The sequence below is a fragment of the Microbulbifer sp. CnH-101-G genome (assembly GCF_052466775.1).
Genome location: NZ_CP174292.1, coordinates 1,964,330 through 1,990,821 on the forward strand (window position 1 = coordinate 1,964,330; position 26,492 = coordinate 1,990,821).

Below are 26,492 nucleotides of genomic sequence, written 5' to 3' on the forward strand. Positions count from 1 at the left end.
CCAGCCTCCAATTTTCTAGCCTAAACCTTATCGGTAACAAAATGAGTATACTTTCAGTATTGCATCAACATCTTAAGATCTCATTGCTGGTTAAGCTCTCCCATGTGCTTAATTTGTTCTAGGTAACATACGAAAAGCGAACATTTCAGTTATCTGAAAAACTATAATGGACTTTAAAAGCGAAAACCAAATAGGCCACCGGTAGGAGTATCTGTGATATCTAAATCAACACGATAGTTCGATAGTTTAAAATCTTGATAGCCTGACATGTCTGGCATGTCATCAGAATTCATAGTAACAATGTATTGAAAATTATATTTCTCTGCCATTTCTGCACCAAGCTTTAAGGCCTTAGCTCTTTGGCGCTCATCTACCCCATCAAATATAATACTGTCATGAACGAGTATTTTAGGACGTTTTTTCTCATTCGCCCAAAGCTTCATAAGCATCATATCAAAGCAGAATATCTGCATCTTAGACTTACCCGTACTTCTCTTACCGGGAATATCGAAGTCAAATTTTGGGCCGTTATCAGTTGGATCAATAATAAATTTTCCTGACTCAACATAGAGCTGACCTGAAATATCAGCAAAAGCAATAATTGCATCACTTATAGCTTTACCTTGCTCCGAGTGATCAATACGCATCTTTTGCTGAAGCTTATGGCGATCAATCTTAAGCTCAGATTTTTTCTGATCCAAGTTTTCTGTAGCTTCTAATTTTTTGTTGAGCTGTGCGAGCTCAGCTTCTAAGTTAGCGAGCTCACTCTGAAACTTCATATGCTGCTCTAGTGCACCATGACTCTGCAGTAGCGATAATATGTTTGAACGCTCATTATCTAGAGCCTCTTTTTTTGTATAACGAATATTGATCCTAGCAATAAGGTCGTTCATTTCCTCCTGAAGATGTTCTCGACGGTTTCTTACAATCGATTCGTGAAATGCTGAAACTTCTTCAAAGCGGCGACGAACCATATCAGGTAAATCAATAGCCGCTTCATTAAAAAGTTTGTTTACTCGATTAGTATCAACATTTTTCTCGTCTTCAATAGCGCGCTCTAACTGGGAGAGCCATTCTTTATCAACTGTATCATCCGCCGACAATTCAGAAAGCTGTTTAGTAATTTGAGATGCCCGCTTTTCTTTTTCCTGATATTCTGGGAGAACTTTAAATCCAGACAAATCCATTTTTAGTTTTTGAACGCGCGCCTTTTTAAGAAGAATCTCAGTTCTCAGATCAGAGGCTGAACCCATAATATCGCCAAGAGCACCTTCATTTGAGGCGTCCTTAAGGGCTTTAATCAATTTGTCTTTTTGACGGATACCTTCAAACTCTTTAGCAATTTTCCAATTAAGTTTAAGAAGATAAGTTAAAGCAACTTGCACTGAACAAGTCGATTGCTGAGGAAACCATTTATCAGGTGAATCAAAGCCCTTCCTAGGGCGTATAAAATATGAAAAAAGTGATCGAAAGGTTGGACCATTCTTTATCTGAGTGACTGATTCAGATAGACCAAAATAACTCCTCCCCAATAACTTTAACCAGTTTTCATTGGTGCAGAAATGTTCGCCATTAAACTCTGATAGATCGAGAAGACCATCGGGCATTTTTTTTACGTAAATTTTGGTTGAATGCTCACCAGACCGCTCAATAGTAAATGGCTTATCATCCAATATTAGCTCCATTCCAAAACGGTATGCTCGTAATTCCTTAGTTTTAAATAGCCCACCGGCCCTTAACTCTCCACCATAAAGTGAGCTTATTAACTCAACTAAGCTACTTTTTCCAGCTCCGTTTCGGGTTTGTCCGTCGGTAGACTTGCTATCTTTCTCTGCAAGTACAAGATTGAGCCCAGAATGAAACTTAACAGGCCTGAAACTCGGATGGTCACTATAAATTTTCTTGAGCATTATTTAGTCACTCTAGACAATCTTCCGCTATCTTCCTCTATAGAACCAATTAAATAGAGAAAATCCAGAGACAATACAAACCAATCATAGGGTATTTCACCTTGCCTCATGCAGCCCCTTTGCTTTTCTTGAAATTCATTCCAAACAGAACTAACGGTTGAGCGATTATTGATCAGCTCGAACACCTCAGAGGCTATAGTGATAATTGCCCTATCAGGGGATAAGTGCTTAGTGGGAAGAATCATGCCCTCCATCCCTTTGGAGGGTTTTCGTAAATGTCGCAGCGCTCGAAAAAATAACTTAATACAGCTAGGGATGAAACCTGTGCTGTAACCTCTCCGGTGTCACCGCCAGCAAAAGACTTTAGCTCTACAAAAGAGTCATCCGGACTTGCTCCATTGCTGCGCAAAGACTGATACTTGGTCCGGAAAGATTTGGCTAACTCTTCACCATATTCGGGATCTGGCCAGCGTAAGAGTAAGTCCTCTACTAAATTCTCCTTACGCCTACCGGCGGTAAGAAGAGCATCTACGTCAGGGGACAATTTGTTATATTGCAACTTTTCTACTGATACGGGGGTAATATCAGGGGTTTTACTACGTCCATCTTTACCCATGGCCCGCAGTAATGTTTTGATTGGCTCGTAAGTTAATGATGTCATGTCCTCCTGAGATGGAGCAAGCCCAAACATATCTACCAGTTTGCCCAAAGGTAGTGACATAACTTTTTCTTTTAGTATACCTGGCCCCCAAATATTAATGTCTACATTTTTATATTTACTTTTAAGCTCTTCAATAAGCTCAAGGGCATACTTTGGAAGCCCCTCCGGCTCATTGTGAACAAACACCCATTTACTAATTTTATCATTCCAACTATCGAGAGCCCCAAGAAAGTCACCCCTGATCTTACTCATGAGTGACTGTTTTCGGAATCCTGAACTGGGTGCGTATGACTGAAAAATACACTGATCTGGTACCAAGTATCCATCTGCCTTTCCATCACCATCACGCCCCGCAGCTTTCACCAATTGAAAGTTATCTGAGTGAAGTGATTCCATCACAGAGCAGAAGAAGTCCTCATACTCTTGCTCCTTTTTTTTGGAAAGAGCAACATCGGCACACATACCATACCAAGCCCTTTTCATCTGATCCATGATTGAACTGCTCCCCACTCGATTTACCTTAAAGGCCTAAATGGGATATTGCTAAACTCCCTGCCAAAATACGTTTTGTCAAACCGTCACCAAGCTGGCCATCATGCGTTAGCGTAGCCTACAGCACAAAGGAGCAGATTTAGGTGGTTAGATATAGCAATTTGTGAGGTTATTCCTCTCAAGTTTTCATATTGAAGCTCTTTCTCAAAATGGCTACGTAGACCCCACCACATATAGTATAAACCGCCAATACAGTTCACTAAAGAGTGATAGATAAACAAAATACGAGAGGCCAACCAAATTTATATGAACACGATGAAAGCGAGGCATATTCAAGAAGCTGAGCAATTCCCCATGCTCCAGAAAACCATATTTGTCTTTCCTATGATTCTGGACATCCGCCAAGTAGAAAAGAATTCTGGTCACCCACCCATCCCTATTCAGTAGCAATGCTGCCGTTTAACACCCGCGAAGCATCACTTTTCAAACTCCCCCACCAAGGAATACCCACCCACGGCTTGAAAATGTGCACGAAGGAAGCACGTTGACCATAAAGGACTTAACCGGAATAAGCCTAAGAATTGGGACAAATATCTAAATCACATCACTGAAAGTGAAAGGTACTCAAGTAAAGATAGGCATCCATGCCCCCAAATCCCTCCCCATCCATCGAGGAGAGATCTATGTCCGCATCGAGAGAGAAGGAAAAGTAAGCAATAGAAGGCGTTGAGGGAAGGTTCTCCAAGGAAGGGGGATAACACCAAGCCTCTGTTATTTAGCTATTTATTTTCTATACTTTCTTATAAATTAACGCTCGTAGATGATCGAAGCCCCCGAGAGAGCCGTCTACTTATTATGGCGAGCAGACTCTAAAGCGGTCATCAATGCGCTTGCAACCATGATCAGAACTAACTTTTATAGCTACTGGATGCACTTCACAACTTACTGAAATGATTCAGGAATTTTTGGAACTTCCCGTACCTTACCATCGTGAAGAATAAAAGAAACAGACTTGCTCGCCATGGTAATTGGATTTACTTCAACCCACACCCAAATTTGGTCCTCACCTCGTACAGTAACCGAGTAAGGGGAACCCATCATCTCAGTCAACTGAGCCTCCGTCATACCAACCTTAACCTGCCTCGCTTTCTGGAATTCAAATTTGGTTCCAGCACATCCGGCCAGTACGATCATTAGCGCAAATGAAATTATTTTTTTCATGCTTGCTTGGCATCCTATTCTAAAAGTAAATGTAAATATTACACTTTGGGATGAAGGTCATCCACCAAATAAAATAGAATTCTTAAGCTGACAGTAGCTTATCAGCCGGCTTTACGAGATGTTTAATTTCCATACTATGAAGGCTGGTCCTGACATCTCGCTGGCTTAGTAATACTTATTTCACCTAGCAAGGCTCCCAAACATATAATGCTCACCCACAACTTGAGTATCAGTGGGAAACAAACAAGTTGCACCTAAAGCACCGAACTTGAAAAAACTATAAGTCGGAACGAACGCCACAAACACAGTAGTGAAAGGCAATCGAGTAAAGATAGCTATCCATGCCTCCGTTCCACCGCGAATGAGTTTATACACGTACTAAAAATAGGTGATGGAAAGCGCTGCGCGCAGATTCTTATGAGGAGGAGACTTATCTACACTTCCACCCTTTATCTGGCATGATATAAAATATTGACGTCGTACAATCACCTATAAAGCAAAGGGAAATTGGATGCTGAATGACTTTGCGTATTCCTTTTATTCTGTCTAGGTAGTAAAATAAAGCTTGTATCTCTTCTGATATTTTCAAAGCCTATTTCTGCACTAAATATTTTCCAGCGCTCCAAGCCTCTCCACCCTGCAAAAATCTAACTTTAAGTTTAAATCTATTTAGAATATTTGAGTCAAAACTTGGAATAAGATTCCATTTTTCTACGATTTTGATTTGCGTTCTTCTTTTTCAATCTCATCATTAATTTCGACCTTACAATAAGAAACTAGAGAAAAACATGTATCACTTATAGCATTAAGCATTTCTTTAGCCCTATCTTGCCCCTTCCCTCTACGAGCCTCCGGTATTGGCAGTAACTGATCATCTAACTAATGTATCCAAACCCGATTTATTTTCCTTCAAACTGACCCTATGCTCGCTTGGCTTGTCATATGCAATGCTCTAATAAGCTCCGCACTACGGTAACTGATTTTATATTGTAATTGTTTCACATCACCCGCAATTTCATCACCTGCTTTCAGCACGTTACCGAGATTAGATTCATACCCTTCTCTATCTTTTTCTATTTCTGTTCTCAAAACTCCCTCTTGATAGCCCCAAAAAATATTTGACTGTCCATATATGCTACTAATAGATTCGCTCATTTCTGAATAGTAAATATCTACTATCGCTTTTGCTTCATGGAGTCTAGAGCAATTTTCAAGATACCTCTCCCTAAACTCCCGCAACTCCATATTAGAATCAGATTGAATAAAACTCATAGTCTGTGAGTTCTCCAATGCTATTTTGGAAAGTATCACGTGAAGGATTTCAAGTTTACGTCTTTCTAAAGAGACTTCAGATTTTAGACGCTCATCAAAGAGCCGATCTTCTTGTAGCTTAAGCTCTTTTTTTGCATTTAAACGGGCAATTTCTAACTGCTTTTTACCTGTTACCCTAGCAGTTATATATGCAGCTAGAGCACCTACAATAGCTCCTAAAAATATATACATTTCCTTTGGCATATTATCCCTATTAAACTGATTACAATTCTGGACACCCACCAAACAGAGTACGAGCAGGGAATCCAAATGAGAACATTGGCATTTGGCCTATAAAAGTGATTTAAGTTCAATCGGTTATAGTGAAATACCAACTCAGGAAGACTACTCCCCCTTCCCTGTTCTACACCATTACGGCTGTTCCCCGCCCGCAAACACCTCTTATCAAACTCACCAATAAGAGATGCCCTCCCACGGCTTAGATATCAGCCTGAAGCAAGCAGGTTGACCATAAAGTAATAAACCGGCGAAGGCCTTAAAATAGATACGAATGCCTCATTCACTGTACTGAGTGAAATGGATTAAACTAAAGATAGACATCACCCCCAAGCCCCTGCCCTTTTACCACGAAGAGATCTATGAGCACACCGAAAATGAACAAAAATTAGACACAAGCGAGTAGTTGATAGCAATTCCCTCATAAAGGAGACCCTAACCAGGCCTCCTCTATGAGAATTAAACGTTATTTGAGAGCAAAGATACGGTAATTATATAACACCAAGGTCATATTCAAATGTCACAACGCAGTGGCACGCACATATAACTTCAGTTAGCTTTTTACTTCGCTCAACGCCAATTTAGCCTCCTGTAAATCTATCCGAGCCTTGTGCCCGTGCTTTTGCAGTAGGTGGAGAAGGTTTGAACCATTCAAAAGAGTTAGCGGCTTCCCTTTAACAAATTCATAAGCATCGGGGCCAAAGTCTGCCGTTGTGACCAATATTCCCTTAGTTGCTCCCTCATTTACAGTCGTACCATACAAATCTCTTACAGCGGATACACCAACGGAGTTGGTATATCTTTTTGCCTGAATAACGATTTTGCCTCCACGAATTGGGTCTGGGTCAAAAGCAACTGCATCGACCCCGCCATCTCTACTAGCTTGGGTGATTTTCACTTCTCCACCTCCAGACGCAAACTCCTTTTCGAATATCTCCCTGATAAGATTCTCAAAGTCTTGCCAATCCATCGCAGCGAGATTATCACCATCATCTAGACTATCAGCGACCTCGTAAGACGAGGTGAAACGCTTATCATTAGTATCAATAGTAACGATTGGGGCGATAGGGGATAGACCGTGAAGTTTTGAACTACCCACTCCCTTTAGCTGCTTAAAACACGCCTTTGAATCAACGCGCTCAAGATTAATAGCCAAGAATTCATCTTTACTAGCCTGTAGAGAAAGTATGCAGGCATTAACCTCCTTCCCCGTCGCCTTATCAATAGAGTTAACCCATCCATTGAAGACAATTGAATCAATCGATTTTATTTGATCAGCTTCATAAAGCTCATGAATAGTTCGAAGAGCCACTTGATATAAAAGAGAATCGTAGAGTTTATTCAGAGCTGATTGAGAAATATGCGACTCAGTGAATTCATCTCTCGAAGATACATACTTTACAGACTTAACTGTTGGTAATAGCCCTATATCAGGGAGGCTATAATCTACTATCAACATTCTAGAGGGGTCTATATAGTCAAGGGACCATTCTCTTGGAAAATACTCAGGATACTCTGAGTTAGATAAAACCATCTCACAGTAATCGATTAACGCATCAGAATTCGATGAAAAATAGAGCCCCTTTTGCTTTTTTATCTCTTGATTGCGGCTTTGTTGCTCTATTTCGTACGCTACTTTCTTCTCTTCCCATGCCTTTAGGTCTGAAGAGTACTTATCTGAACACTTTGTATTAATGAAGTTGACTTTTTCGACCTCCGCCTCCCAGTTACTGTAATCGCTTCCATAAACCTCGTCATTCCTTTTAAGATACTTATCTTTCAATAGTGGAATAATTTTTTCTAACAGGGTCATTTTCGGATTATATTTAGCCATATCCCTGATTGGTCGAACAGGGAGACTTCTGATGCTAGGCTTCTTTGGCTTTCTTTCAGGATATGGCGCCTTGTCCAGAAGAGAATCCCAATCAATTGAATCGTCGATAGTAAGGGTATGAAGCAATGTCTTTTCTAGACGCTCTAAAGACTCAACCGCTTCATCAGTTTTTTCCTGGGCAAGCGCAATCTTTTGTTCTTTTGAACGAATCGCATCTTCCTTTTCTTTTCGCTTTTGCTCAGCTTTTTTCTTCTTACGCCACATCTCATCCCATGTCGCCTTCTGTGCAGCAGCTTTTTGCTCTACGACATATCTGTCTGTTCCCCGTATATGGCGGTATTTACCAAGGCCATTATGAACAACCTCAATCTCATAAAATTCTCTATTCGACATAAAAAATATTCCCTGGTGTAGAACAAACCCAAAATCTAATAGTTAATTCAGAATCAGCACCTATATATCACGCTTTTCTCTATAACTCCAAAGTTCGCTAGCCTGGTTACACACAAGGATACAGTGCGGGATCTCTATAATTCTGTATATTCTTTACTCTCTACCTTATGAGGGAGCACCTATGAGTCAAAAAGTTATTGGTTCTCTCCAAAAAATGGAGGAAACTACCCTTTAATTCTGATACACGAAGTTAGACATAACTGACAAGGCCATCTTAACTTACATCTTTTGAGCGATCAGGATAGGAATCTACTCCCTGTTCCTTGCTTATCTTCACACGCCTACTCCATCCCAAAGAGACACCTATCAAGCATACCGCCAAGGAACTCTTACCTACAGTTTGAGCATCAGTAGGAAATAAATATGTCGATCCATAAGCGTCGAACCGAGGAAAACCTAAAAATTGGGGCGGATCTCAGTCACCGTGCTGGAATGGAAAAAAAACAAGTAAAGATAGGCTTCCATACCCTACAACCCTGCCCATTGATCGTGAAAAGATTAATGAGTGTGCAAAATATGAACAGAGCATAGGTAATAGAAGGCATTTAGAACAGATACCTTAATCAAAGCCTTTAAAGACTGGTTAGCTTTGACCCCTAATAGGGTACCGTAGAAGTGTTTTTTCGATATCAGAAATAATTCTATTAAATTCACTATCCCCTAGTTCAAACACCACACTCCAATCCGATGCTGACAGGCCAAATTGCTTAAGGTCAAAACTAGGTTTAAGCTCATGGCTGAGACAAATTGATATTCTTACTGAACTATCTGTACATGCAAGAAACTTAAATTCCAAACAAGGTTCCGTAAAGGTGAGTTGAGCATATCTAGGTAATTTTCTTTCAGAAAGACATCTAAACCACTTTAAGATGCAATATAATTCCGTAGCTTCGAGGGCGGGGTCTATAACTTCATAGGTATCGTCATCCTGTTTGACAAGTATCCTAACAAAGCACCAATCATCTGTCGGACTATTCGGAAATTGATAGCCTTCGATAGATAGTTCTAGATCTACTCTATTTTCTACATTGCTTAACTTAAACATATTTCTTTCGAATGCGTGAGGTAAACGCTGTGACTAGCTAAAATGACTAACAAACTATTCTACTTTGTTATGAATTGCTTCCCTACCAGCCCCTTTTGGATGCAAAAGCTGGTGAGAAGCATCTCTTTTACTTAGTTTTTACATCCGTTTTTGTCACAAGTAATTCTTTGTGAGCTTGTGACCCAATGGCCTGGGTTTTGCCGCGTGTCGAAACCGCAGCCAGTTGTACCGCCTTTACTGCCCTTATGAACTTCTCCCGTTGGTGTATGTTTTACAGCCATGTGGATATCCTCCTCTAGGGTTGTGGTTAAGCTTGATGTGAATAAAGCCATATTCAAGAGCGGCTTATTTTGTGGAAATTTGCTAAATAATGGGAACTTCCGTGCGCCTCATTGACTCATTACTGCATTTAACACTAACACCCTCAAGGCGGTGGGTAGCTTTACTGAACCTGTGGAGCGAGCAGCTAAAGTCACAATGGACATCGATAGATGAATTATTATCTCTTAGATATTTGGCAATACTATTTGCCTTACCTTCAGGGAGATCTTCTCTTACATGAAGGCTAGCAACCGCCCCAGACTTATAAACTTCTCTCTTCACATGCTGAATTTTAATTTCAACGCCTGCACAAATAAAAATAAATTCAGCTGCCTCTAGTTCAATCTCATAAGGTGTCATATTGACAATTTGAAACCAAATATCACAGGTTGGATGCTCACATAGATTCACCGAAACAGAATCATGCCTAGCACGCACATCAAACAACACTAAATCAGATAATCTTTTAGGTGTGAATATTTTTCTCAGCACGTACTTTGGTAGCCACTTAAGCCAGCGCCATATTTCCGTAATAGACAATGTATCCAACTAACTCTCCGAAGCTATGCAATGGTGAATTTACTTTACATAGGTGTGCCCTGGACACCCATCAAATAAAAGTATAAACCGCCTAGACCTATCGCTGAAGTGGAAATTAATTGAAATGTTAGGAATCATATAATCAAATTTATATGAATACAACAAAAACTCACCAATCTATTGGGATCTAATATCAATCTACTCCCCCCTATTCTGCCCGTACCGCCATCGCGATCCAACCCACTCTTCCTCAGCAGAAAAAACCATGTTGCCCCTACAAGCGCTGAACCAACGAAAACAAAATAGTTGGGACGAATGCCTCAACCATAGTTATGGAATGTGAATGGCAACCAACTAAAGATAGGCTTCCACGTCGCAGCCCCCCCTGCCCATCGAAGGGAGGTCTATGTGCGCATCAAAAGAGAACAAATCGTAGGCACTGAAAGGCAGTGGGAGTAAATTCACAATGGAGAGGCCCCACCCAAACCTCCTACCCTTTATCATCATAGTGATATCTCTGAGGGCACACTATCTCAAAGATAGCCAATGTCGCAGCTCTATAGTTACCTTCATATGTATCAGAAAGCAGCCCCCACCCTCTATAACTGAAAAATCAACACTAATTAGGAGGATCAGCTGAGTTCAAGACATAGTTAGCATTGCTGCAATCTTTTTACACTAATTTTTATCAGTTACCTCTTCCCATTCATCTTCATAACCGGCTGAACGAAAATAGGCCATCAACGTAATGATGATTTTCTCAAGGATATATTCACTGCTCTCACCTTGTTTTTCATCTTGCTTGTTAGACTCGCAAACAGTTCTCCAGAAAAACTCAGCGAAGTGAATGGCCTCTTCTTTATTAGCCAAAGATCCCGAATTGATAATCTCAAGGCTTTTTTTATCATTGAGTAACTCTGCATAATGCAAAAGAAACTCTTTCTCCTCGGGCAACTTATAATTAATCATCCTATCACCTTCGTACCATCTCTTATTACACTCATACGATCAGCAACCATCTGGAGCTTTTGGACTAGTTGAGAAACCGTCATTCTCCTTGTAATGGTTAGAAAGTAGTGTCTATTATCTTTCTGATCTTGCACAAATTTCAGATCAGGCGGCAAATCTGACTTCTCCAAAACCCAAAATACGTCGACATTTTTCCCAGGGTTTTTAGATGCTTTCAGCTTATATATTGACTTTAGGTGCTGCCAGTTCGCTGAAAAACTGAGCCCCATCTGATTATGAGGAATCACCCATGCCTTACATGGACTAAAGCAATAATCACAAACTTGTATACCTTGTATTAGCTCTCTTCCCTTTGGAACATCTTGCTGCCGATAAAATACAGGGCTCGCACCTTCAGGTATAGGGCGTCCAAAAACTGTTCCTTCATTCTCCGCGAGCTTCTTAATATAGTCTCTCAAATCCGTGAGTATCTTAAATTGTTCCATTATCTACTTGAACACTCCTTTGAATTTAACATCACTAGTAGGTGTAACCCTGTACGCCCACTAAGTTAGAAGTATAAACCGCTAGAGGTACTGGCTGAAGAGGAGAGTCAAACAAAACACCATGGGGGCTGCTACTTATAGGAATCTAGCGCTGTATATTCCTATTCTGTCCCCACCGTTGCCGCGCTCTCCATTCTTATACAGACATCACTTACCAATCTTCACCACTAAGGAATGCCCACCCATAGCTTGAGTATCAATAGGAAACAAACATGTTAACCCTATAGTACCGAACCAGCGAAAACTTAAGAATTGGTACGAATGTATCCCCCCATAGTGCCGAAAGAGACAAGCAATCAGGTAAAGATATGCATTCACACCCCTAAATCCCTCCCTGTCCATCATGTAGAGAACTATGTGTGTATTGAAATAGAGCAAAAAGTAGACAATGGAGGACTTATGGAAAAATTTTTAAAGGAAGTAGACCGCATCCGAATTCTATACAGAAATTAAGTCTTCATAGGCAGGACGACACATAAAATTCCTTCTCTCGCACTAAATCCGAAATCAGGGGGTGGACAATACTATTCACCTTTTGTATGAAAATGGGAGCGTAGCGATCAGTACAAACGGTGAGTAGTATTATTCCTCCCCTTGAACGACTCGTTACATTGAGGATAACAACAGGTTCACCATCATCCCCAATACTCAATGATCTTAGAAACCTTATTACCTTCAAATTCAAAAACTGATAGATGAATATTCCCGCTAGCAACCTCAAGTCTCTCTACAGCTGCGGCACCAAATCCAGGTAAAATCCTCAACACTTTATATCTACCTTCAGTAAGCTTGTAGTGTTTGGTAGTAATATATTTAGCGGCATTGCCGTAGAGCTCTTTTCTTGTGTAGGTTCCACCATAAACTTCATGCACATAGACGAAATTATCCGTACACATATCAAACAATTTGTCTAAATCATTGATAGATGCAGTCGCAAGCATTGCTTTATTTTGTGCTTCATTTACGGCCTTAACTAAATTTTCAAGATTAATTGAAGAAGCAGTTTTCGCCCCAGCACTAACAGAAATGCCGAGAATTAGAAAAAGAGTAAAGGTACACAGTTTGTTCATGAATAATTCCTTTTTATTCCTGAATCGCAATGGACATAACACCGCATTCAGCCGCCGCCGAGCTGTGTAAATTTTGCATTATAATCGCAGCGACCGCCAAAGCTCCACAGCTTTGGCGGTCTTGCAGTAATGCCTTCTTAGGCATTACCTTTGTATAACCCTGGAACATCGATTGAATTAGGTTTGATATTAACCCCTTTGATTAATAACCACAGGCCAAATGTGATTTCAAAAAAAGCGCCTGGAAGCATGAAGTGTTTCAAAACTTGGGGCGGGTCGATTAACAAAATATTTGAAAACCCATAAACCACCATCGACATATATGTGAAAGCACCCCAAAGAACCAACCACCTAGGCACGTACTTTGAAACATAAAATAAATACATGAAAATAGTCGCGCCTATACCCATTATGATTAAAAGCACATCCCACATCGAACCACTCATTTTCACAAACACACTTGATAATGCATGCAGCTGCTCCTCTTGGAATACATTTGAGTACTCTTGATTTCTTAAAACCACCAATACTGTCAATGTGATAATTGTTGCGACAAAGCCGAGAAGCCCCTCTCCAAATCTGAAAAGTAGTGCTAAAAAGGCAATATTTTTGTTTATTGTTTTTGTAACCAAATACTGTGCCCAAGATGCCCAAATAACGGCGATAAACATGACTATATCTATAGTCTGAGCAAACCTGAACCTCACCTCTGTCTCAGCAAAAGCCCCAAAATCATAGATTCCCTTCTTAAAAAGAAGCGAGTTGAGCATCCCTAAAATGATATAAATCAAGTATGCAGCACCTAAGTGCTTAGCATATAAGTTAAGTGATGACAGTGTATTTTCCATTTGCAATTATCCTTTAGGTGTACATACGACTAAAATACCCAACTTTTTGCTAAAAAATAGCCAGAACATGTGCAGGCTATCCAGTGGAAAGTAGAATTTAAACGACTGAAACAAAGTTCAGTAATTTATTAAAAATAAAATCAGAGAAGTGATAAATATAGGAAAAAATATCAAACCGTAAATTGCTGAACGCCTGAAATTCATTATTCGTTGCTCGTCCATTCTTTCAATGTCTTCGCAGCTGAAGTCAGTATGGCAAACATAGCAATCAAATCTGCGCTCCTCATGTGCAGCTCCACAGTGAGGACAATTCACAGTACGTTTTTCATACAGCCACTGAGCTTGATCAAGTAAGTGAAACATGAGCTGCTTCCCAATTATCAAATACTATAAGTATTAATAGTTAATTTATAAGCAGCATCTATATATCACGCTTCTACCTAATTCCAAAGCTCATCGGCCCGATCACACCAAAAGTTGCTGAATTTCAAGAAGTTCCCTTTAATTGCTAAACATGTTCAAAGAAAGATCTCGATAGTACTAGCGTACAGATATTTCACTTTAGAAGTCTTGATGGTGAGCAAAATCATTTAGACGAGTGGAGTTGTTTTTCGAAAAACACGACCTAGTCAGGACTTGAAAGCTACATAGAGAAATCTATTTGTCTGACTTCGAAAAAAGAAACTAGCAAGTTAAAAAACAACCTAGAGGTTTAAGACATCGGGTAGCTGGTACAGTCCCCGAGCGCATACATTACTGCATGCCCTTCTCAACCGGCGCTTCTGCTACCGCAGGCCAGACCAGTCCCGCCCTTGTTGCTACGAGCAGTAATACAAAAGACATCTCCAGTGCAAGGAAAACACCAATAGGGTGATTAGGTACGCCGCGTATCATCAGGTAGAACAAGTAGCTCATAGTAAGCAGATTACCCGTAAGCGTAACGTTGAGCGCGTAGCCACGTTCTTGCCAGAGTGGTTTGCATAGCAGGAGGTTTAACGCCGCTGTGCCAGCGAGCATCACACCGGGCAGCATCAGCAGCAAGCCGTGGGATAAATCCATTTCGTCGCTGATTACCATTGGCCAGATTGCAACAAAGTGGCCCTGGGCTCCGAGGGTGAGGAACAGCCCCAGAATTACTGCGCCGATGGCAGCAAGCCGATACAGTGCATTGCGTTGCAAAGCGCGTGTTGATTTAGAATCCGACATCCCGTTCCCCCACGGTGGCCAGGCCACATTCGTAAGCGAACACGACCGCCTGTGCGCGATCGCGCAGCCCGAGTTTGGAAAGCAAGCTGGAAACGTGGGTTTTCACGGTGGCTGGGCCAATAAATAGGGTCTCGGCAATCTCGGCATTACTCTTGCCGGCGGCGATGGCCTCCAGTACTTCGCGCTCGCGAGTAGTGAGGCGCTCCAGGCGTTCTGACAAGTTGCGCCCTGCCCCCAATTTCTGTGCGAACTGGCTGATCAGGCGTTGAGTGATGCCCGGTGCAAGCATGGCACCGCCCTCTGCTACGGTGCGCACTGCCTGCACCAGCGCCTCCGGGGGAATATCCTTGAGCACAAAGCCACTGGCTCCTGCCCTCAGCGCGCGAAACACGTATTCATCGGGATCGAACGTGGTCAAAATAATAATGCGGCAGGTTGCATCACTAGCTTCCAGGATACGCGCTGTGGCTTCCAGCCCGTCCATCTCCGGCATGCGGATATCCATCAGGATGATATCCGGCTGATGCGCTCGTGCGGCTTCAATTGCCTCGATGCCAGTACCAGCATCGGCGACCACTTCAATATCGGGCTCGTTGTCCAGGATCAGGGCAAAGCCGCGTCGCACCAAAGCCTGGTCGTCTACCACCATCACTCGCAACATTATCTTTTCACCATTCCTGTAGGTAGTTGTGCATATACCTCAAAACCACCACCATCGACCGCACCCGCATACAGATGGCCGCCGAGCAGTTCCGCGCGCTCGCGCATGCCTGCTATGCCGTGCCCACCGCCGGGCTGCTCGTCAAAAGTTGTTTCCACCATGGGCCGGTCGCCAGTGGTTTTGCCGTCATCGCGCACTCGAATCGTAAGAGAGCCATGCTCTGCGCGTACATTCACTTCCACCCGCGCTGCGGCGCCAACGTGCTTAATGACATTAGTAAGGGATTCCTGAACGATGCGATAGGTGGCGAGCGCGGTGCTAGTCGCTACAGTCTCCAACACGCCCACGGTTTTGAAGTCGACCTCACTGAATACCTGCCGGACCTTGTCGATCAGAGCTGGCAAATCATTGAGATCCGGTTGCGGGGTGAGTGCAGTATCATCACTGGTGGGGCGTAGTACGCCGAGCAAGTGGCGCATTTCTGTCATGGCCTGACGGCCAGCAGCCTCCACAGAGGCCATGGCCTCACTGGCGGCTTGCGGGTTATTGCGGCTGATGGCCCTGGCGGCACCAGCCTGTACAGTCATAAGGCTCACTTGGTGCGCCACCACATCATGCATCTCGCGGGCGATTCGAGTGCGCTCGGCCGCTACCGCGCGCTCGGATTCGGCAGTGCGTTCACGCTCCAAATATTTAGCCCTCTCTTCCAACAAGCGCAGATATTCGCCGCGAAAACGCAGCCGGCGACCGATATACCACAACGCCCATACCAGCATCACCGTTACCGTGCCTGCCGCAGTTGGCTGAACCGGAATACCCTGATCAAACGCCACAAAAACCAGCGTCGCGATAACTCCGATAAAGCTGGCTCGGGTATTGGCCTCGTAGCGGCCAAGGCTATACAGCGAAACTGCCATGGCGACGATACCATCCGCCGGTAAACCCAGTTCCAGCAATATTGTTGCGCCGAGAATAACGGCCTGTACCTGCCAGGGGTGGGTGCGGCGCCACAACAGAGCGAAGGAGCCGACGAACGCAAACTGGAAAGCAATGACATCCCACAGGTTCTGCAGGGTAAACACCTCACGCGAACCGCCGCGCGACCACAACAGCAGTGTCAGCAAGAACATAAGCAGAGCAATGAGCAGGTCGGTTAGATGCGGCCAGCGCTCAAAGGGCCCGCGAAATGGCTGCCACACAGGAATCTTGGGTAATTCCGGGCTGGCGTTGGGCGGATTCGACGCAGGTGTATTTAGGGACGAGGTTTTCATTTCCGCATGCTAAACCAGGCGCCCCCAGCTGTCATGGGGCTTTCGGGGGAGGCGGAAGCAGGAACATCTCCACCTTTTGGGGGAGGTCCGATTCCTGCCTGTGGCCGATGTGCGTAGATCTGAAAAAGTCGAACATGCTCGGCAAGCACACTCAGACCTAACACGGACCATCATCGCCTGGAGAAGCCCCATGAACGACGCTGTACTCAGCCAAACACTGCCGCGACCATTCGACACTCGGCGGGCCGTTAACCTGTCAGTAAAAACCTGGTTTTATGTCGCGGCCATAGGCCATGCGATCTTCTTTGCCTATATTCTGGCCGTATTCTACCCACCCATCGCAGAGTCCGGACTGTATGGCTTAAAGGGTCTGCACCTGCCGGCTGGCTTCCGCGAGGGGGATACCTTGGGCAACCTAGCATCTGCGAGTCACGTGCTATTGGCCGTGATTGTGATCGGCGGCGGGCCCCTGCAGCTGGTCCCTTCCGTGCGACGACATGCCCCCAACTTCCATCGCTGGCTTGGTCGCAGCTATCTACTGGCGGCCGTCATCAGCAGTTTTGCGGGGCTGTACATGACCTGGACGCGGCACACTATAGGTAATTTGGTGTCGCAAATCAGCATCACCATGGACGGCATACTGATTCTGGTTTTTGCCTTTTTGGCAGTGCGCACCGCGATGACCAGGCGCATTGCTGAGCACCGCCGCTGGGCCATGCGCCTTTTTTTGGCTGCCAGTGCAGTGTGGTTCTTTCGTGTGGCTCTGATGGGCTGGGCAATGCTTACCGGCGGCTGGGGAATCGAATGGAAATCTTTTACCGGGCCGTTCCTATATGCCCTGGGCTTCGGTCAATACCTGCTCCCGCTGGCCATGCTGGAGTGGTATTTTCACTGTCAAAAGCGTGCGGCCGGACAGGGTACCCAAATTGCTTTTGTCAGTACCCTGATACCTCTGACTGTGTTTATGGCCATTGGTATTTTTGCCGCTACGATGGGAATGTGGCTGCCACGGATCTGAGGTTACTTGGCCAGATTAACGTGAAGTTCTTACGCTGATTAGGCTGTAGAGTTCTACGGTTAGAGCAATTCTACAGCCACTGTAATTCTGGATACTCACCAAATATGAGTACAAAAGGCCAAAAGACTTGATTGAAAAATAGGGTAAGAAAATTACTAGGAGCCAACTAACAAAAAGATATGAACACTTTAAAGGTGAAGTACACGTATTAGATTACAGCGACGCGCTCTGGCGAGCCTAGCGCTCGCCTTTCACTATCTCTCATCCAGCGCCTCATCCCCACTTTACCAACCAGCTCCACTGTCACATGTTATGTGAAACTGCCAACGGCTCGGCCAAACGCTTGATTATTTCCCAAGAAGCCCGCTGGGCGGACTGAAATTTTCCATCATTGGAAGTAATAACTATCAAAGAATTAATGTCTGGAAAAATTGCAAGTAATGAATACCACGTGCCATTTGAACCGTTATGCCAATGAACATTACCAATATCTAAGCCTTTAGGCGAACCAATTACCCACCCATAGGCATAGTTATTAAGGTTGGGAGAATGTAAACGATGAAAGGACTCTTTCTCCAGAATCGTACCTCGCCCTTTCAACCCTTTAAGGTGTTCACTGGCATATAAAGCTAAATCATAGAGAGAGATATGAATGGTACCAGCAGGCCCAAGAATTGGTGAATTATCTTGTTTCGTGCTTATTTTAAAGCCAAGAATATTTTTATGCCCCCATGGCTGATCCAACTTATCTTCTGAATCATTTGGCACTCCAAAACCCCCACTCTTGATCCCCAAGGGAGCAAAAACCTCTTGCATGATTAAATTTTCCCACGGAATTCCTGTCTTCTTTTCAGCCATTACCCCAGCAATCGTATATCCAATATTTGAATACATAAAAGTATGACCAGGTGTCGTTTCAGGCTTTTTGGCAAGTACATTTTTTACAGCGGTTTCTCTCGCTTTCATTCTAGCAGCACCCGCTTCAGGATTTTTAAAAAAAATAAAGGGTGAAAAATCGCGTGCAACTCCAGATGTATGAGTGAGTAAATCTCTTAAAGTTACACTTTTCCACTCTAAGTTAATTTTACTTTCATCTGGAAACACATCTTCAATAGAAGTACCCCAGTCTAAATCGCCTCTTTCAATCAGACGAGCAATCATTGTGGCAGTGAAAGATTTCGTAATAGAACCGATATGCCACTTGTCATCTAGGCTAACAAACGAATCACTGCCTTTCTTACGCTCACCACTGACGGAAAGCCCAACGACCTTACCATCCTGAATAACTATGGCACCAAGGCCGACCAAATCTGAAAGTCTTCTTTTTTCGTCAACTGCGTCTTCCAAAATTTCCCCTACCGTCTGTACGGGACTTCCTTCAGAGGCAAAGTTATTAATCGAATAAAGAGCCAAAACCACCATTGAAAGTAAAACTTTTATATTCATTGTGAAATCTTAAAGTGTATAGCTAGCTTATGTAGTGGAGGTTGACAGAATGGCACTATAGTGTAATTTTGAATTCCCACTAAATAAAAGCATAAACTATCAGTGCGATCAACTAAAAAGGGGTAAAAAAGAAATCAGACCAACAAACTGATGTGACTACTATAAATGTGAAGTATATTCATCAGGTTGGAGAGCGCCCTAACTCTAGAAAACAAGCATCCACCTTCACTTATGCTGTCCCCACCACCACAAGTTGCTTTACATCAAGTTTCCTCACCACAGAATGCCCCCCACTGTTTAAGTATCAAGAGTAAGCAAACTTGCTGGCCCTAAACTATCAAGCCTGCAAAAAATTTAAACTGAAACCAATGTCTCAGTTGCAGTGCCGGAAGTTAAGGGATATCAAGTAAAGTTAGGCAGCCACGCCCCCAAACCCATCACCATCAACAAAGAAGAGGCCTAGGTGCGCATTGAAAGGATATGAAAACAGATATTGGAAGGCGTTGAGAGCAGATTATCTAAGGAAGGAGATCCAATCAAGACTCCTCTATAGAAGTTATACTTTGCTAGGCGGTAAGGTACATCAAGCTTTGATTATCGAACTAACGCTTTAAAAATCACAAAATGTTAGCTATCGGCTAGCTCTTTGCTGTGTACTATTACTAACTACTGTAGTGGTCTTAACGCAGAATAGGATAAGATCCACCCACTCCATCGAAGTAGCAGTCTCCGCGACATCAACCTGGATATTAAAGGGCTCTTCTTCAATTGGCAGCACCGTTAAACCGCGCTCTTTAAGTGCTTTCAGCTACGTTCCTCGAGTAATAAAGAGCACTTTGTGCCCTGCCCTCACCAAGCGGCCGTCAAAGTAGCTTCCGAGGGCTCCGGCACTCATAACAATAATATTCATCTCGTTCTTTGCCCTGCGCTTCAAATACTCTTGTAACCATATCGAATTGCTAACAATAGCATTTAAAAGGGCTTTGAAAACAAAGCCTAACTATTTCTTAGGCTTTTGCATTAAAACCTGGAGAAAACTATTACTTTTAGGGCAAACGAACTATGTAATAAGCCAAACCAGATGCGCCTCTCGTAAAGAGATAGATAGCCATCCTCCAGCCTTTGAACACTAGTGGTAGTGTAGATTTTTTTAAGATAAGGGATACTTTATATAGGAAGGGAGTTACTGATAGCTGGACACTAATAAATCGCCGGCTTAGTTGCTGCCCCAGACAGCCAAGTCATTGTATATGACTAACGGAGCTGGCCCAAAGCGAAGAAACACTTAGGGCCTATTCATCTACAAGACCCCAAAACTCCTGAAACTAAGATGAGTATAAACTGCGCTCTTTTTATGACTCCACCTAAAATAAACTACTTTCTGAGAATTGATAGAACCTAAGTTTTATCATTAACAGCTTTTAGGTTTAATCGAATGAAGCTCTTTCCATACGGGATGAGAGGAAGTTTGCGGAGAAACAATAAAGTACCAGCGAAGCTCATTCGTTTTTTCACAATTAACTTGCTCCCCTTTAAAGTAGAGGTTCTGTTCCTTTTTCGTTACAAATGGCTCAATCCACTTTATCTGACCGGTATACTTGCCATCAACCCACTCCATTGTAATAGCGGGCTCATACTCTTTACCTTTAGTGACGACCTTATACAACCCCCTATAGTAGGAGGCTATATAATTCTGAATTTCGAGCTTTCCAAAAACTTGGTTCTTCTCTGGCTTGTGGGTCCAAGAAAAGGCATAACTAAAAAAATCTTCTTTTTCTTGTTTATACATGCCAGGCAGAAAGACAAGCTCTTCAACACCATTCAAGGTGATATCTGAGGCAAATTCGATCGGAAAAGGAATTACTTCAGTCTTTGAATTTTTTGGAAACTCTGAATAAGTGCTAAGCTCTTCAGCAAAAAGCAAAGGTGAAAAGAGAAGCGATACACAAACAACCAGTCGAGATAGAACATCATAAAGCTTTATATATTTAGCCATTGAATCTTACCTTCCTTTAATTCCATACGGTAGCAAAAACACGCAACCAGTTTTTACCAATTATTTTTTCGACCACTCGATCAGAAATTCCTTTTTGGCTTAATTTATAGGCAATAAGCTCCATCCGTCTCTCGGAGTTCAATTCTGGAATAAACGGTGGACGATTTGGCGTTTCGCCGGGCGCCGAAATTCCAGCCGCAATACGACGCTCAACTTCCTTACGGATACTTTCTCGATACTCAGGGCCATCATTGACTGGCACTACGCCTTGGTCACTACCTATGGCAACATGATCTTCACCGCATACTTTATAGGCATGCAGTATATGTTCTATTACCACATCAGCCTTTATTTCATGCTCGCCACCCTCCAAAAATGGCATTAAGTAGATTCCAACCAAGCCCCCGGTGTTTGCAGCAGCTTTTAACTCTGTATCGTCATTATTTCTAGGGTGGTCGTAAATTGCGTTGCAGCCAGTATGAGAGATCACGATCGGTCTTTTTGATTGACCAATAGCACTGGAAACTGTCTTCTTTCCTGAATGCGAGAGGTCGATTAGAACTTTCTCCGCCTCCATTATTTCTATGGCTTTCTTGCCAATGGAAGTTATCCCTGAATCCTCCTTAACGAGACCGCCGCTACCAAGGATAGAAGGACCATTATAGGATACCTGCATTATCTTGACGCCCATTTTGGCGAATTCTGAAATACCTGAAAGCGACTCATCAAACATTTCAGTTGATTGGAATCCCATTATGATACCGAGCTTACTCTCCTGCTTCGCTTTCAGGATATCGGGTACGGATTGAATTAAGTTCAAATAGTTTGAGTTCTGCTCGATGATGGACTTGGCTTTTTCAACCTTCTTTAAAGTCTCGGAATAGTCATCACCTGGATAGGGAACTGTCATATTCAAGGCACTAATCCCCGAGCTCTTGAATATTCCCAGGGCTTCTTCAGAGACTGGCTCCCTAAGCGAGAATGCTCCGCTGAGACCATCAATTACAATTGATGAACCGTATGAATTCCACGTTAATTTCTCTGCATTAACCCCAGAAAAAGCATTTAATATACCCGAGTTAATAGCCAAATATGAACCAACACTACCTGATACTAGAGATTTAATTAGTGCTCTTCTATTTATATCGCTCATAAGATCCCCACTCCAGAATTAATCAGTGCTTCGTGAAGCAATACATTCCACCTCAGCTTTGGCATCAAGTGCCAGGGCGCTCGCTGCAAAAGCACTCCTCGCTGGTTTTTTTCCACTGAAGTACTGGATGTAGACTTTATTCGCCGCTGGCCAATCATCAATATCAGCAAGCATCAAAGTACACTTAACTACATCGTCAAAGCCCAGGTTTTTACTCTCAAGAACTTGGCCAATATTCATCATTGTTTGATGCATCTGCGCTTCCAGACTTTCGCCTGCCAAGGTTAAAGTTGAAGGATGATTACCGATTTGCCCGGATAACCAAATGGTTCCATTCATTTCACGTGAAGAAGAGAAAGGCAACTGTGGGTCATCACCAATAAAAATAAAACGACCATTCTTTACTACATGAGCTATCGCCTGGCTATTTTCAATATTTTTTTCGGGGTTTTCTGAAAGCACAACCATGTTTGCTTTCTTTCCCTCTTCAATACTACCGACAGAACCTTCTATCCCTATCACTTTCGCAGCATTTAAAGTTGCAGCCTGAATTGCCTCGAGTGGTGTCATGCCGATTTCATCGACAAGCAGCTTTAGCTCATGATGAATCATCGGTGTAGTGTCATTTTCAAGGTCACTAAATGCATCCGTGCCAGCGGCAATGGTAATGCCGCTTTGATAGGCAAATTGTGTCATTTGTGTACTGAGCTGATCAAGCTGCCTGTATTTTTCGTTTAAGTCATTTCTTCTTTCAAATACTGTAAGCGTCGCATCTAATATTGTCCCTTTCTCTTTCATCGCGCCAAAAAGATCTAAATAGCTATCTTTTTGCAGCATTTTTTCCCAAGTTGAATCATCGAATTCAGCAGTTTTCCTGCGCCACGCCTTGAAGTTATCAACTAACTGAGCGGACATATCAGAGGCATGTGAAATAGTCTCAACACCAGCATTGACAATATCCAAAGGTTTGGAGGGGCCAATATAAGCATGCGACCAGACTTTTAAACCATGTCTTTTGGCTGCATTTGCAAGCAATGGCACTGTCTCGGCCTCAACATCTGCATATATCTTGATGCCTGTTGCACCAGCGCCTATGGCCTGGAGCATTATTGAGTCCATATCTGAATTATGATCTACCGCCCTCATCCATGTTGTGTGGCCAGGGGTACGCCCTTTAGCTGAGGCAATGGTTCTCGGATCCGAGAAGAAGGATTCCCCACCAATAATGACTGAAAAGTAGATGTCTGGCGAAGCGATGGCGTCGACCTCTGCTTGACGTTTTAAATAGGCCAACGCTCGTGCATCACCGCCCATATCTCTCACAGAAGTGACACCACCACGAAGCAGGTATCGAAGTCGCTCAGTAGTGATTGACAAATTATCCCAGCTATCCGGATCTGTCGCATGGTGGACATGCGCATCTATCAGGCCAGGGATTACAAATTTTCCTTTTAAATCGACAACACTGGCCCCCCTCATTCTGGAGAGCTTTTTCGTTGAAGAAATTCTCTTAATCTTATCGCCTTTGATAAGAATCGACTGATTTTCATCAACTTTAAGCGATTTAACATCCACTATACTGGCGTTAATGAGCAAAACTTGCTCTAGCTTACTTTCCTCTGCGAATACAACGCCGTTGGTAGCAATATATAGAGCCACCAGAATAAAAATTTGTTTTATTTTCATGTAGTTATCTAAAAGAAGATTGTGGGATTTTTAATCTAATAGCAAAATTTTGCGTCATTTGGGATGCACTTTAAATGTCATTTATGTTTATAGTGTATAAACTATTGGTTTACTATGCTTGTCGGTATACTCCAACTTACGCCCACCGTAAGAAAAGAAGAAGACTAGCCATCAAGGGAGTCAATGAACAAGTTACACGCCCTTGAGGCATATTGTTTGGTATGCGAAAAGCAAAACTTTGCAGCTGCTGCTCGCGAACTCGGCATTTCCGCAGCAATGGTTGGTAAGTACATAAAGCAGTTAGAAGAGGAGCTGGGCTGCCTGTTAGTGATGCGCAATACACGCAAAGTATCAATAACCGAAGCGGGCGAAGATTACTATAAGCAAATTTCACCAATACTAAAAAAACTCCACTCCGTCGACCAGGCGATGTCAGAATATAATCAAGAGCCCAAAGGCAGGCTATCGATATCGACCAGCATAGAGCTAGGCAGTCAATATTTTTCTGGGTTAATTGCCAATTATCGTAGGCTATACCCTCAGGTATTTCTGGATTTTCATCTCAGCAATGACCCACTCGATTTACTCGACAATAAAATCGATCTCGTTTTTAGAATCGCACCAGAATTACCCGACTCTAGCTATATCGTCCAATCTATCGCAAAAACTAAGCTAGCACTCTGGGCAAGTGATTCTTACATTGAGAAAAATGGGCTCCCTGAAAACATGGAGTCATTAAAGAAGCATCAATTACTTTTCTTTAACCACAGCATACGAGGAGATCATTGGCTATTTCAAGATAAAGAGGAAATAAAAAAAATCAAACTCCCCTGGGCCTGGCAATCTAACAATGGGAGGCTATTGAATGAGGCAGCCGCTGAAGGACAAGGAATAATCCAAGCGCCTTTTTACTCTGTCAAATCTTATGTCGACTCTGGCCAACTCATTGAGATTTTACCTAAATTCACAATAAAGCCACTGACTATTTTTGCGCTCTACCCTCATCGCTGCGAACTTTCCCTGAAGGTTAAAACCTTTATCGATGTGGCTAAGCGCTATTTTGAGCAAAATCATTCCGAGCAGTTCTGATTCAATGGATGTATTTAAACGCACTTTCTCAAATCTAGGCCCTGGTATCATTTGGGCTGCAAGCAGTATCGGCGTATCTCATATCGTGCAGTCGACTCGCGCAGGTGCAGATTACGCTTTTGCTTTGATTGGTTTTATTTTCTTAGCGCATTTAGTCAAATACCCTTTTTTTAAAATCGGCCCAGAGTATGCAGCTGTCACCGGCGAGAGTTTATTGGAAGGCTATAAAAAACACAGTCGAGTTGGTTTTTATAGTTATATGACTCTCACATTTCTAACAATGTTCTTTGTTCAAGCTGCAGTTACGATTGTCACCGCTGCTTTAGCACTCAATTTATTTGGCGATATCCTAAATGTTTCAGAGTGGTCTGCCATCATTCTGGTCATTACCTGTGCAATATTGATTGCCGGCCAATTTAAATGGCTGAATGAAAGCTTAAAGTGGATGGTCCTCATACTGGCTATTGCCAGCTTGATCACACTCATTGCTGCAATAAGTCAATATGGGTTTCTTCCCTCTAAATCCTATTTAACAGCCGATATAGAACCAGCTGTGAGCATCGCATTTGTTGTCGCCTTAGTCGGCTGGATGCCAACTTCGATTGAAGTTTCTGTTTGGCACTCTATTTGGTCGGAGCGAAGGATAAAGGAAAAACCAGATAGAGGGTTTCACAGGAAATCTCTCGTATTTGACTTTAAGGTTGGCTACTTCACCAGTTTGTTATTAGCGATTGTATTTGTATGGTTAGGTGCACTAGTAATGTTTGGGAAAGATATTGAATTATCCCAATCTGCAGGCATATTTGCTGGTCAGCTAATCAACATTTATACCGAGTCCCTTGGTGACTGGAGCCATTTAACAATCAGCATTATCTGTTTTGTCGCGCTTTTCTCAACCACCTTTGCAGTCTCCGATGGCTTTCCTCAAGTTTGGCGAAGTGCCTTGAGATCATCGAATAGTATCAAGATTCCAGAAAATAGAGTCTATGTATCCACCCTTGTTATACTAAGCCTTATAAGCTGGTTTATTATCTCCCTATTTGCTGATCAGTTAAAAAACCTTATCGACTTTGTAACTACTTTATCTTTCGTTTGCGCTCCAATCTTTGCTTTACTCAACATTCTTGTTATGAACGGTAAATGGGTACCAAGAGAGTATCACTTAAAAGGGTGGTACTTAGTTTACACTTATGTCTGCCTGTGCCTGATGATAGGTTTTAGTTTTTACTTTATTTATTGGCGCTTTTTGAGTAACTAACGATTTCTTTGCAACATCAACAGACTTGAAAAGTCTATAAATGTAAAACTCAGGGATGAGCGCAATACATAAGGTCATCTAAGCCATAGACTTCAATTCCTCTTCATCTTAATCTTTCCTTGTACTTTATTGACACAAGTTGTAGCTCGGGGGGAATCAGCTTACTTCATGAATACTGCCTCCCACCTTCAGGGGTACTTCTGAACTCTCCTGCACAGGTTATATAAGTCGTTTCAGCTACAGACTAAATT

General features: G+C 42.8%; 23 protein-coding genes. 4 read left to right on the plus strand and 19 right to left on the minus strand.

The annotated features are described in order from the left end of the window. Positions 1 to 173: 173 nt before the first annotated feature. From ACJJID_RS08655 to ACJJID_RS08665, 3 genes are read right to left on the minus strand one after another with little or no spacing between them, the layout of a single operon-like run. Entirely contained in the window at positions 174 to 1,910 is a 1,737-nt protein-coding gene (locus tag ACJJID_RS08655; RefSeq protein WP_444922365.1) for an ABC-three component system protein, read from the minus strand. Beyond that, positions 1,910 to 2,164, minus strand: a complete 255-nt coding sequence (locus ACJJID_RS08660) for an ABC-three component system middle component 6 (protein WP_444922366.1) — start codon at positions 2,162 to 2,164, stop codon at positions 1,910 to 1,912. Before ACJJID_RS08660 ends, ACJJID_RS08655 begins: the two co-directional genes overlap by 1 nt. Then, positions 2,152 to 3,063, minus strand: a complete 912-nt coding sequence (locus ACJJID_RS08665) for an ABC-three component system protein (RefSeq protein ID WP_444922367.1) — start codon at positions 3,061 to 3,063, stop codon at positions 2,152 to 2,154. Before ACJJID_RS08665 ends, ACJJID_RS08660 begins: the two co-directional genes overlap by 13 nt. Before the next feature lie 607 nt (positions 3,064 to 3,670). Here ACJJID_RS08665 and ACJJID_RS08670 point away from each other — a divergent pair. Next, complete coding sequence (locus ACJJID_RS08670; RefSeq protein ID WP_444922621.1) at positions 3,671 to 3,793, plus strand: carbon storage regulator; 123 nt, start codon at positions 3,671 to 3,673, stop codon at positions 3,791 to 3,793. A gap of 212 nt (positions 3,794 to 4,005) precedes the next feature. On the opposite strand, the gene ACJJID_RS08675 is transcribed toward ACJJID_RS08670, so the two are convergent. From ACJJID_RS08675 to ACJJID_RS08730, 12 genes are all read right to left on the minus strand, one after another. Beyond that, the gene (locus tag ACJJID_RS08675; RefSeq protein WP_444922368.1) at positions 4,006 to 4,284 is read right to left on the minus strand and encodes a hypothetical protein; all 279 of its coding nucleotides are present in this window, start codon (positions 4,282 to 4,284) and stop codon (positions 4,006 to 4,008) included. Positions 4,285 to 5,193: 909 nt separating this feature from the next. Further along, complete coding sequence (locus ACJJID_RS08680; protein ID WP_444922369.1) at positions 5,194 to 5,799, minus strand: hypothetical protein; 606 nt, start codon at positions 5,797 to 5,799, stop codon at positions 5,194 to 5,196. Positions 5,800 to 6,385: 586 nt separating this feature from the next. Next, positions 6,386 to 8,059 (minus strand): restriction endonuclease, encoded by a 1,674-nt coding sequence (locus ACJJID_RS08685; protein ID WP_444922370.1) that lies wholly within the window; start codon positions 8,057 to 8,059, stop codon positions 6,386 to 6,388. Between the two features lie 643 nt (positions 8,060 to 8,702). After that, positions 8,703 to 9,164, minus strand: a complete 462-nt coding sequence (locus tag ACJJID_RS08690; RefSeq protein ID WP_444922371.1) for a WapI family immunity protein — start codon at positions 9,162 to 9,164, stop codon at positions 8,703 to 8,705. A gap of 363 nt (positions 9,165 to 9,527) precedes the next feature. Beyond that, positions 9,528 to 10,034, minus strand: a complete 507-nt coding sequence (locus ACJJID_RS08695) for a hypothetical protein (RefSeq protein ID WP_444922372.1) — start codon at positions 10,032 to 10,034, stop codon at positions 9,528 to 9,530. 669 nt (positions 10,035 to 10,703) lie between these two features. Further along, on the minus strand, positions 10,704 to 10,994 hold the full coding sequence (locus tag ACJJID_RS08700; RefSeq protein WP_444922373.1) for a hypothetical protein: 291 nt from the start codon (positions 10,992 to 10,994) through the stop codon (positions 10,704 to 10,706). Continuing rightward, positions 10,991 to 11,479, minus strand: a complete 489-nt coding sequence (locus tag ACJJID_RS08705) for a hypothetical protein (protein WP_444922374.1) — start codon at positions 11,477 to 11,479, stop codon at positions 10,991 to 10,993. Before ACJJID_RS08705 ends, ACJJID_RS08700 begins: the two co-directional genes overlap by 4 nt. Before the next feature lie 695 nt (positions 11,480 to 12,174). After that, complete coding sequence (locus tag ACJJID_RS08710) at positions 12,175 to 12,609, minus strand: hypothetical protein (RefSeq protein ID WP_444922375.1); 435 nt, start codon at positions 12,607 to 12,609, stop codon at positions 12,175 to 12,177. 137 nt (positions 12,610 to 12,746) lie between these two features. After that, positions 12,747 to 13,457 (minus strand): DUF4386 domain-containing protein, encoded by a 711-nt coding sequence (locus ACJJID_RS08715; protein ID WP_444922376.1) that lies wholly within the window; start codon positions 13,455 to 13,457, stop codon positions 12,747 to 12,749. Between the two features lie 753 nt (positions 13,458 to 14,210). Further along, positions 14,211 to 14,663 (minus strand): hypothetical protein, encoded by a 453-nt coding sequence (locus ACJJID_RS08720; protein WP_444922377.1) that lies wholly within the window; start codon positions 14,661 to 14,663, stop codon positions 14,211 to 14,213. After that, on the minus strand, positions 14,650 to 15,324 hold the full coding sequence (locus ACJJID_RS08725) for a response regulator (RefSeq protein ID WP_444922378.1): 675 nt from the start codon (positions 15,322 to 15,324) through the stop codon (positions 14,650 to 14,652). Before ACJJID_RS08725 ends, ACJJID_RS08720 begins: the two co-directional genes overlap by 14 nt. Next, complete coding sequence (locus ACJJID_RS08730) at positions 15,324 to 16,595, minus strand: sensor histidine kinase (protein WP_444922379.1); 1,272 nt, start codon at positions 16,593 to 16,595, stop codon at positions 15,324 to 15,326. The genes ACJJID_RS08725 and ACJJID_RS08730 overlap by 1 nt, the downstream gene beginning before the upstream one ends. Positions 16,596 to 16,785: 190 nt before the next feature. Between ACJJID_RS08730 and ACJJID_RS08735 the strand changes: the two genes are divergently transcribed. Beyond that, entirely contained in the window at positions 16,786 to 17,613 is an 828-nt protein-coding gene (locus ACJJID_RS08735) for a DUF2306 domain-containing protein (protein WP_444922380.1), read from the plus strand. A gap of 303 nt (positions 17,614 to 17,916) precedes the next feature. Here ACJJID_RS08735 and ACJJID_RS08740 read toward each other — a convergent pair whose 3' ends face one another. The 4 genes from ACJJID_RS08740 to ACJJID_RS08755 form a co-directional block, all read right to left on the minus strand. After that, positions 17,917 to 19,059 (minus strand): serine hydrolase domain-containing protein, encoded by a 1,143-nt coding sequence (locus ACJJID_RS08740; RefSeq protein WP_444922381.1) that lies wholly within the window; start codon positions 19,057 to 19,059, stop codon positions 17,917 to 17,919. Positions 19,060 to 20,470: 1,411 nt separating this feature from the next. Then, positions 20,471 to 21,055: a hypothetical protein gene (locus ACJJID_RS08745; protein WP_444922382.1), complete on the minus strand. Its 585-nt coding sequence runs from the start codon at positions 21,053 to 21,055 to the stop codon at positions 20,471 to 20,473. 16 nt (positions 21,056 to 21,071) lie between these two features. Continuing rightward, positions 21,072 to 22,208 carry a dipeptidase gene (locus tag ACJJID_RS08750; protein WP_444922383.1) on the minus strand — a complete coding sequence of 379 codons (1,137 nt, stop codon included), beginning with the start codon at positions 22,206 to 22,208 and terminating at the stop codon, positions 21,072 to 21,074. Positions 22,209 to 22,226: 18 nt separating this feature from the next. After that, positions 22,227 to 23,894 carry an amidohydrolase family protein gene (locus tag ACJJID_RS08755; protein WP_444922384.1) on the minus strand — a complete coding sequence of 556 codons (1,668 nt, stop codon included), beginning with the start codon at positions 23,892 to 23,894 and terminating at the stop codon, positions 22,227 to 22,229. Between the two features lie 183 nt (positions 23,895 to 24,077). Here ACJJID_RS08755 and ACJJID_RS08760 point away from each other — a divergent pair, with 183 nt between their 5' ends. Both ACJJID_RS08760 and ACJJID_RS08765 read left to right on the plus strand, forming a co-directional pair. Continuing rightward, entirely contained in the window at positions 24,078 to 24,983 is a 906-nt protein-coding gene (locus ACJJID_RS08760; RefSeq protein WP_444922385.1) for a LysR substrate-binding domain-containing protein, read from the plus strand. Continuing rightward, positions 24,955 to 26,241, plus strand: a complete 1,287-nt coding sequence (locus ACJJID_RS08765) for an NRAMP family divalent metal transporter (protein ID WP_444922386.1) — start codon at positions 24,955 to 24,957, stop codon at positions 26,239 to 26,241. Before ACJJID_RS08760 ends, ACJJID_RS08765 begins: the two co-directional genes overlap by 29 nt. The last annotated feature ends 251 nt before the right edge of the window (positions 26,242 to 26,492 follow it).

Coding starts and splice junctions, on each gene's coding strand:
- ACJJID_RS08655 (WP_444922365.1), bottom strand. CDS start 1,910: ATGCTCAAGAAAATTTATAGTGACCATCCGAGTTTCAGGCCTGTTAAG.
- ACJJID_RS08660 (WP_444922366.1), bottom strand. CDS start 2,164: ATGGAGGGCATGATTCTTCCCACTAAGCACTTATCCCCTGATAGGGCA.
- ACJJID_RS08665 (WP_444922367.1), bottom strand. CDS start 3,063: ATGGATCAGATGAAAAGGGCTTGGTATGGTATGTGTGCCGATGTTGCT.
- ACJJID_RS08675 (WP_444922368.1), bottom strand. CDS start 4,284: ATGAAAAAAATAATTTCATTTGCGCTAATGATCGTACTGGCCGGATGT.
- ACJJID_RS08680 (WP_444922369.1), bottom strand. CDS start 5,799: ATGCCAAAGGAAATGTATATATTTTTAGGAGCTATTGTAGGTGCTCTA.
- ACJJID_RS08685 (WP_444922370.1), bottom strand. CDS start 8,059: ATGTCGAATAGAGAATTTTATGAGATTGAGGTTGTTCATAATGGCCTT.
- ACJJID_RS08690 (WP_444922371.1), bottom strand. CDS start 9,164: ATGTTTAAGTTAAGCAATGTAGAAAATAGAGTAGATCTAGAACTATCT.
- ACJJID_RS08700 (WP_444922373.1), bottom strand. CDS start 10,994: ATGATTAATTATAAGTTGCCCGAGGAGAAAGAGTTTCTTTTGCATTAT.
- ACJJID_RS08705 (WP_444922374.1), bottom strand. CDS start 11,479: ATGGAACAATTTAAGATACTCACGGATTTGAGAGACTATATTAAGAAG.
- ACJJID_RS08710 (WP_444922375.1), bottom strand. CDS start 12,609: ATGAACAAACTGTGTACCTTTACTCTTTTTCTAATTCTCGGCATTTCT.
- ACJJID_RS08715 (WP_444922376.1), bottom strand. CDS start 13,457: ATGGAAAATACACTGTCATCACTTAACTTATATGCTAAGCACTTAGGT.
- ACJJID_RS08720 (WP_444922377.1), bottom strand. CDS start 14,663: ATGTCGGATTCTAAATCAACACGCGCTTTGCAACGCAATGCACTGTAT.
- ACJJID_RS08725 (WP_444922378.1), bottom strand. CDS start 15,324: ATGTTGCGAGTGATGGTGGTAGACGACCAGGCTTTGGTGCGACGCGGC.
- ACJJID_RS08730 (WP_444922379.1), bottom strand. CDS start 16,595: ATGAAAACCTCGTCCCTAAATACACCTGCGTCGAATCCGCCCAACGCC.
- ACJJID_RS08735 (WP_444922380.1), top strand. CDS start 16,786: ATGAACGACGCTGTACTCAGCCAAACACTGCCGCGACCATTCGACACT.
- ACJJID_RS08740 (WP_444922381.1), bottom strand. CDS start 19,059: ATGAATATAAAAGTTTTACTTTCAATGGTGGTTTTGGCTCTTTATTCG.
- ACJJID_RS08745 (WP_444922382.1), bottom strand. CDS start 21,055: ATGGCTAAATATATAAAGCTTTATGATGTTCTATCTCGACTGGTTGTT.
- ACJJID_RS08750 (WP_444922383.1), bottom strand. CDS start 22,208: ATGAGCGATATAAATAGAAGAGCACTAATTAAATCTCTAGTATCAGGT.
- ACJJID_RS08755 (WP_444922384.1), bottom strand. CDS start 23,894: ATGAAAATAAAACAAATTTTTATTCTGGTGGCTCTATATATTGCTACC.
- ACJJID_RS08760 (WP_444922385.1), top strand. CDS start 24,078: ATGAACAAGTTACACGCCCTTGAGGCATATTGTTTGGTATGCGAAAAG.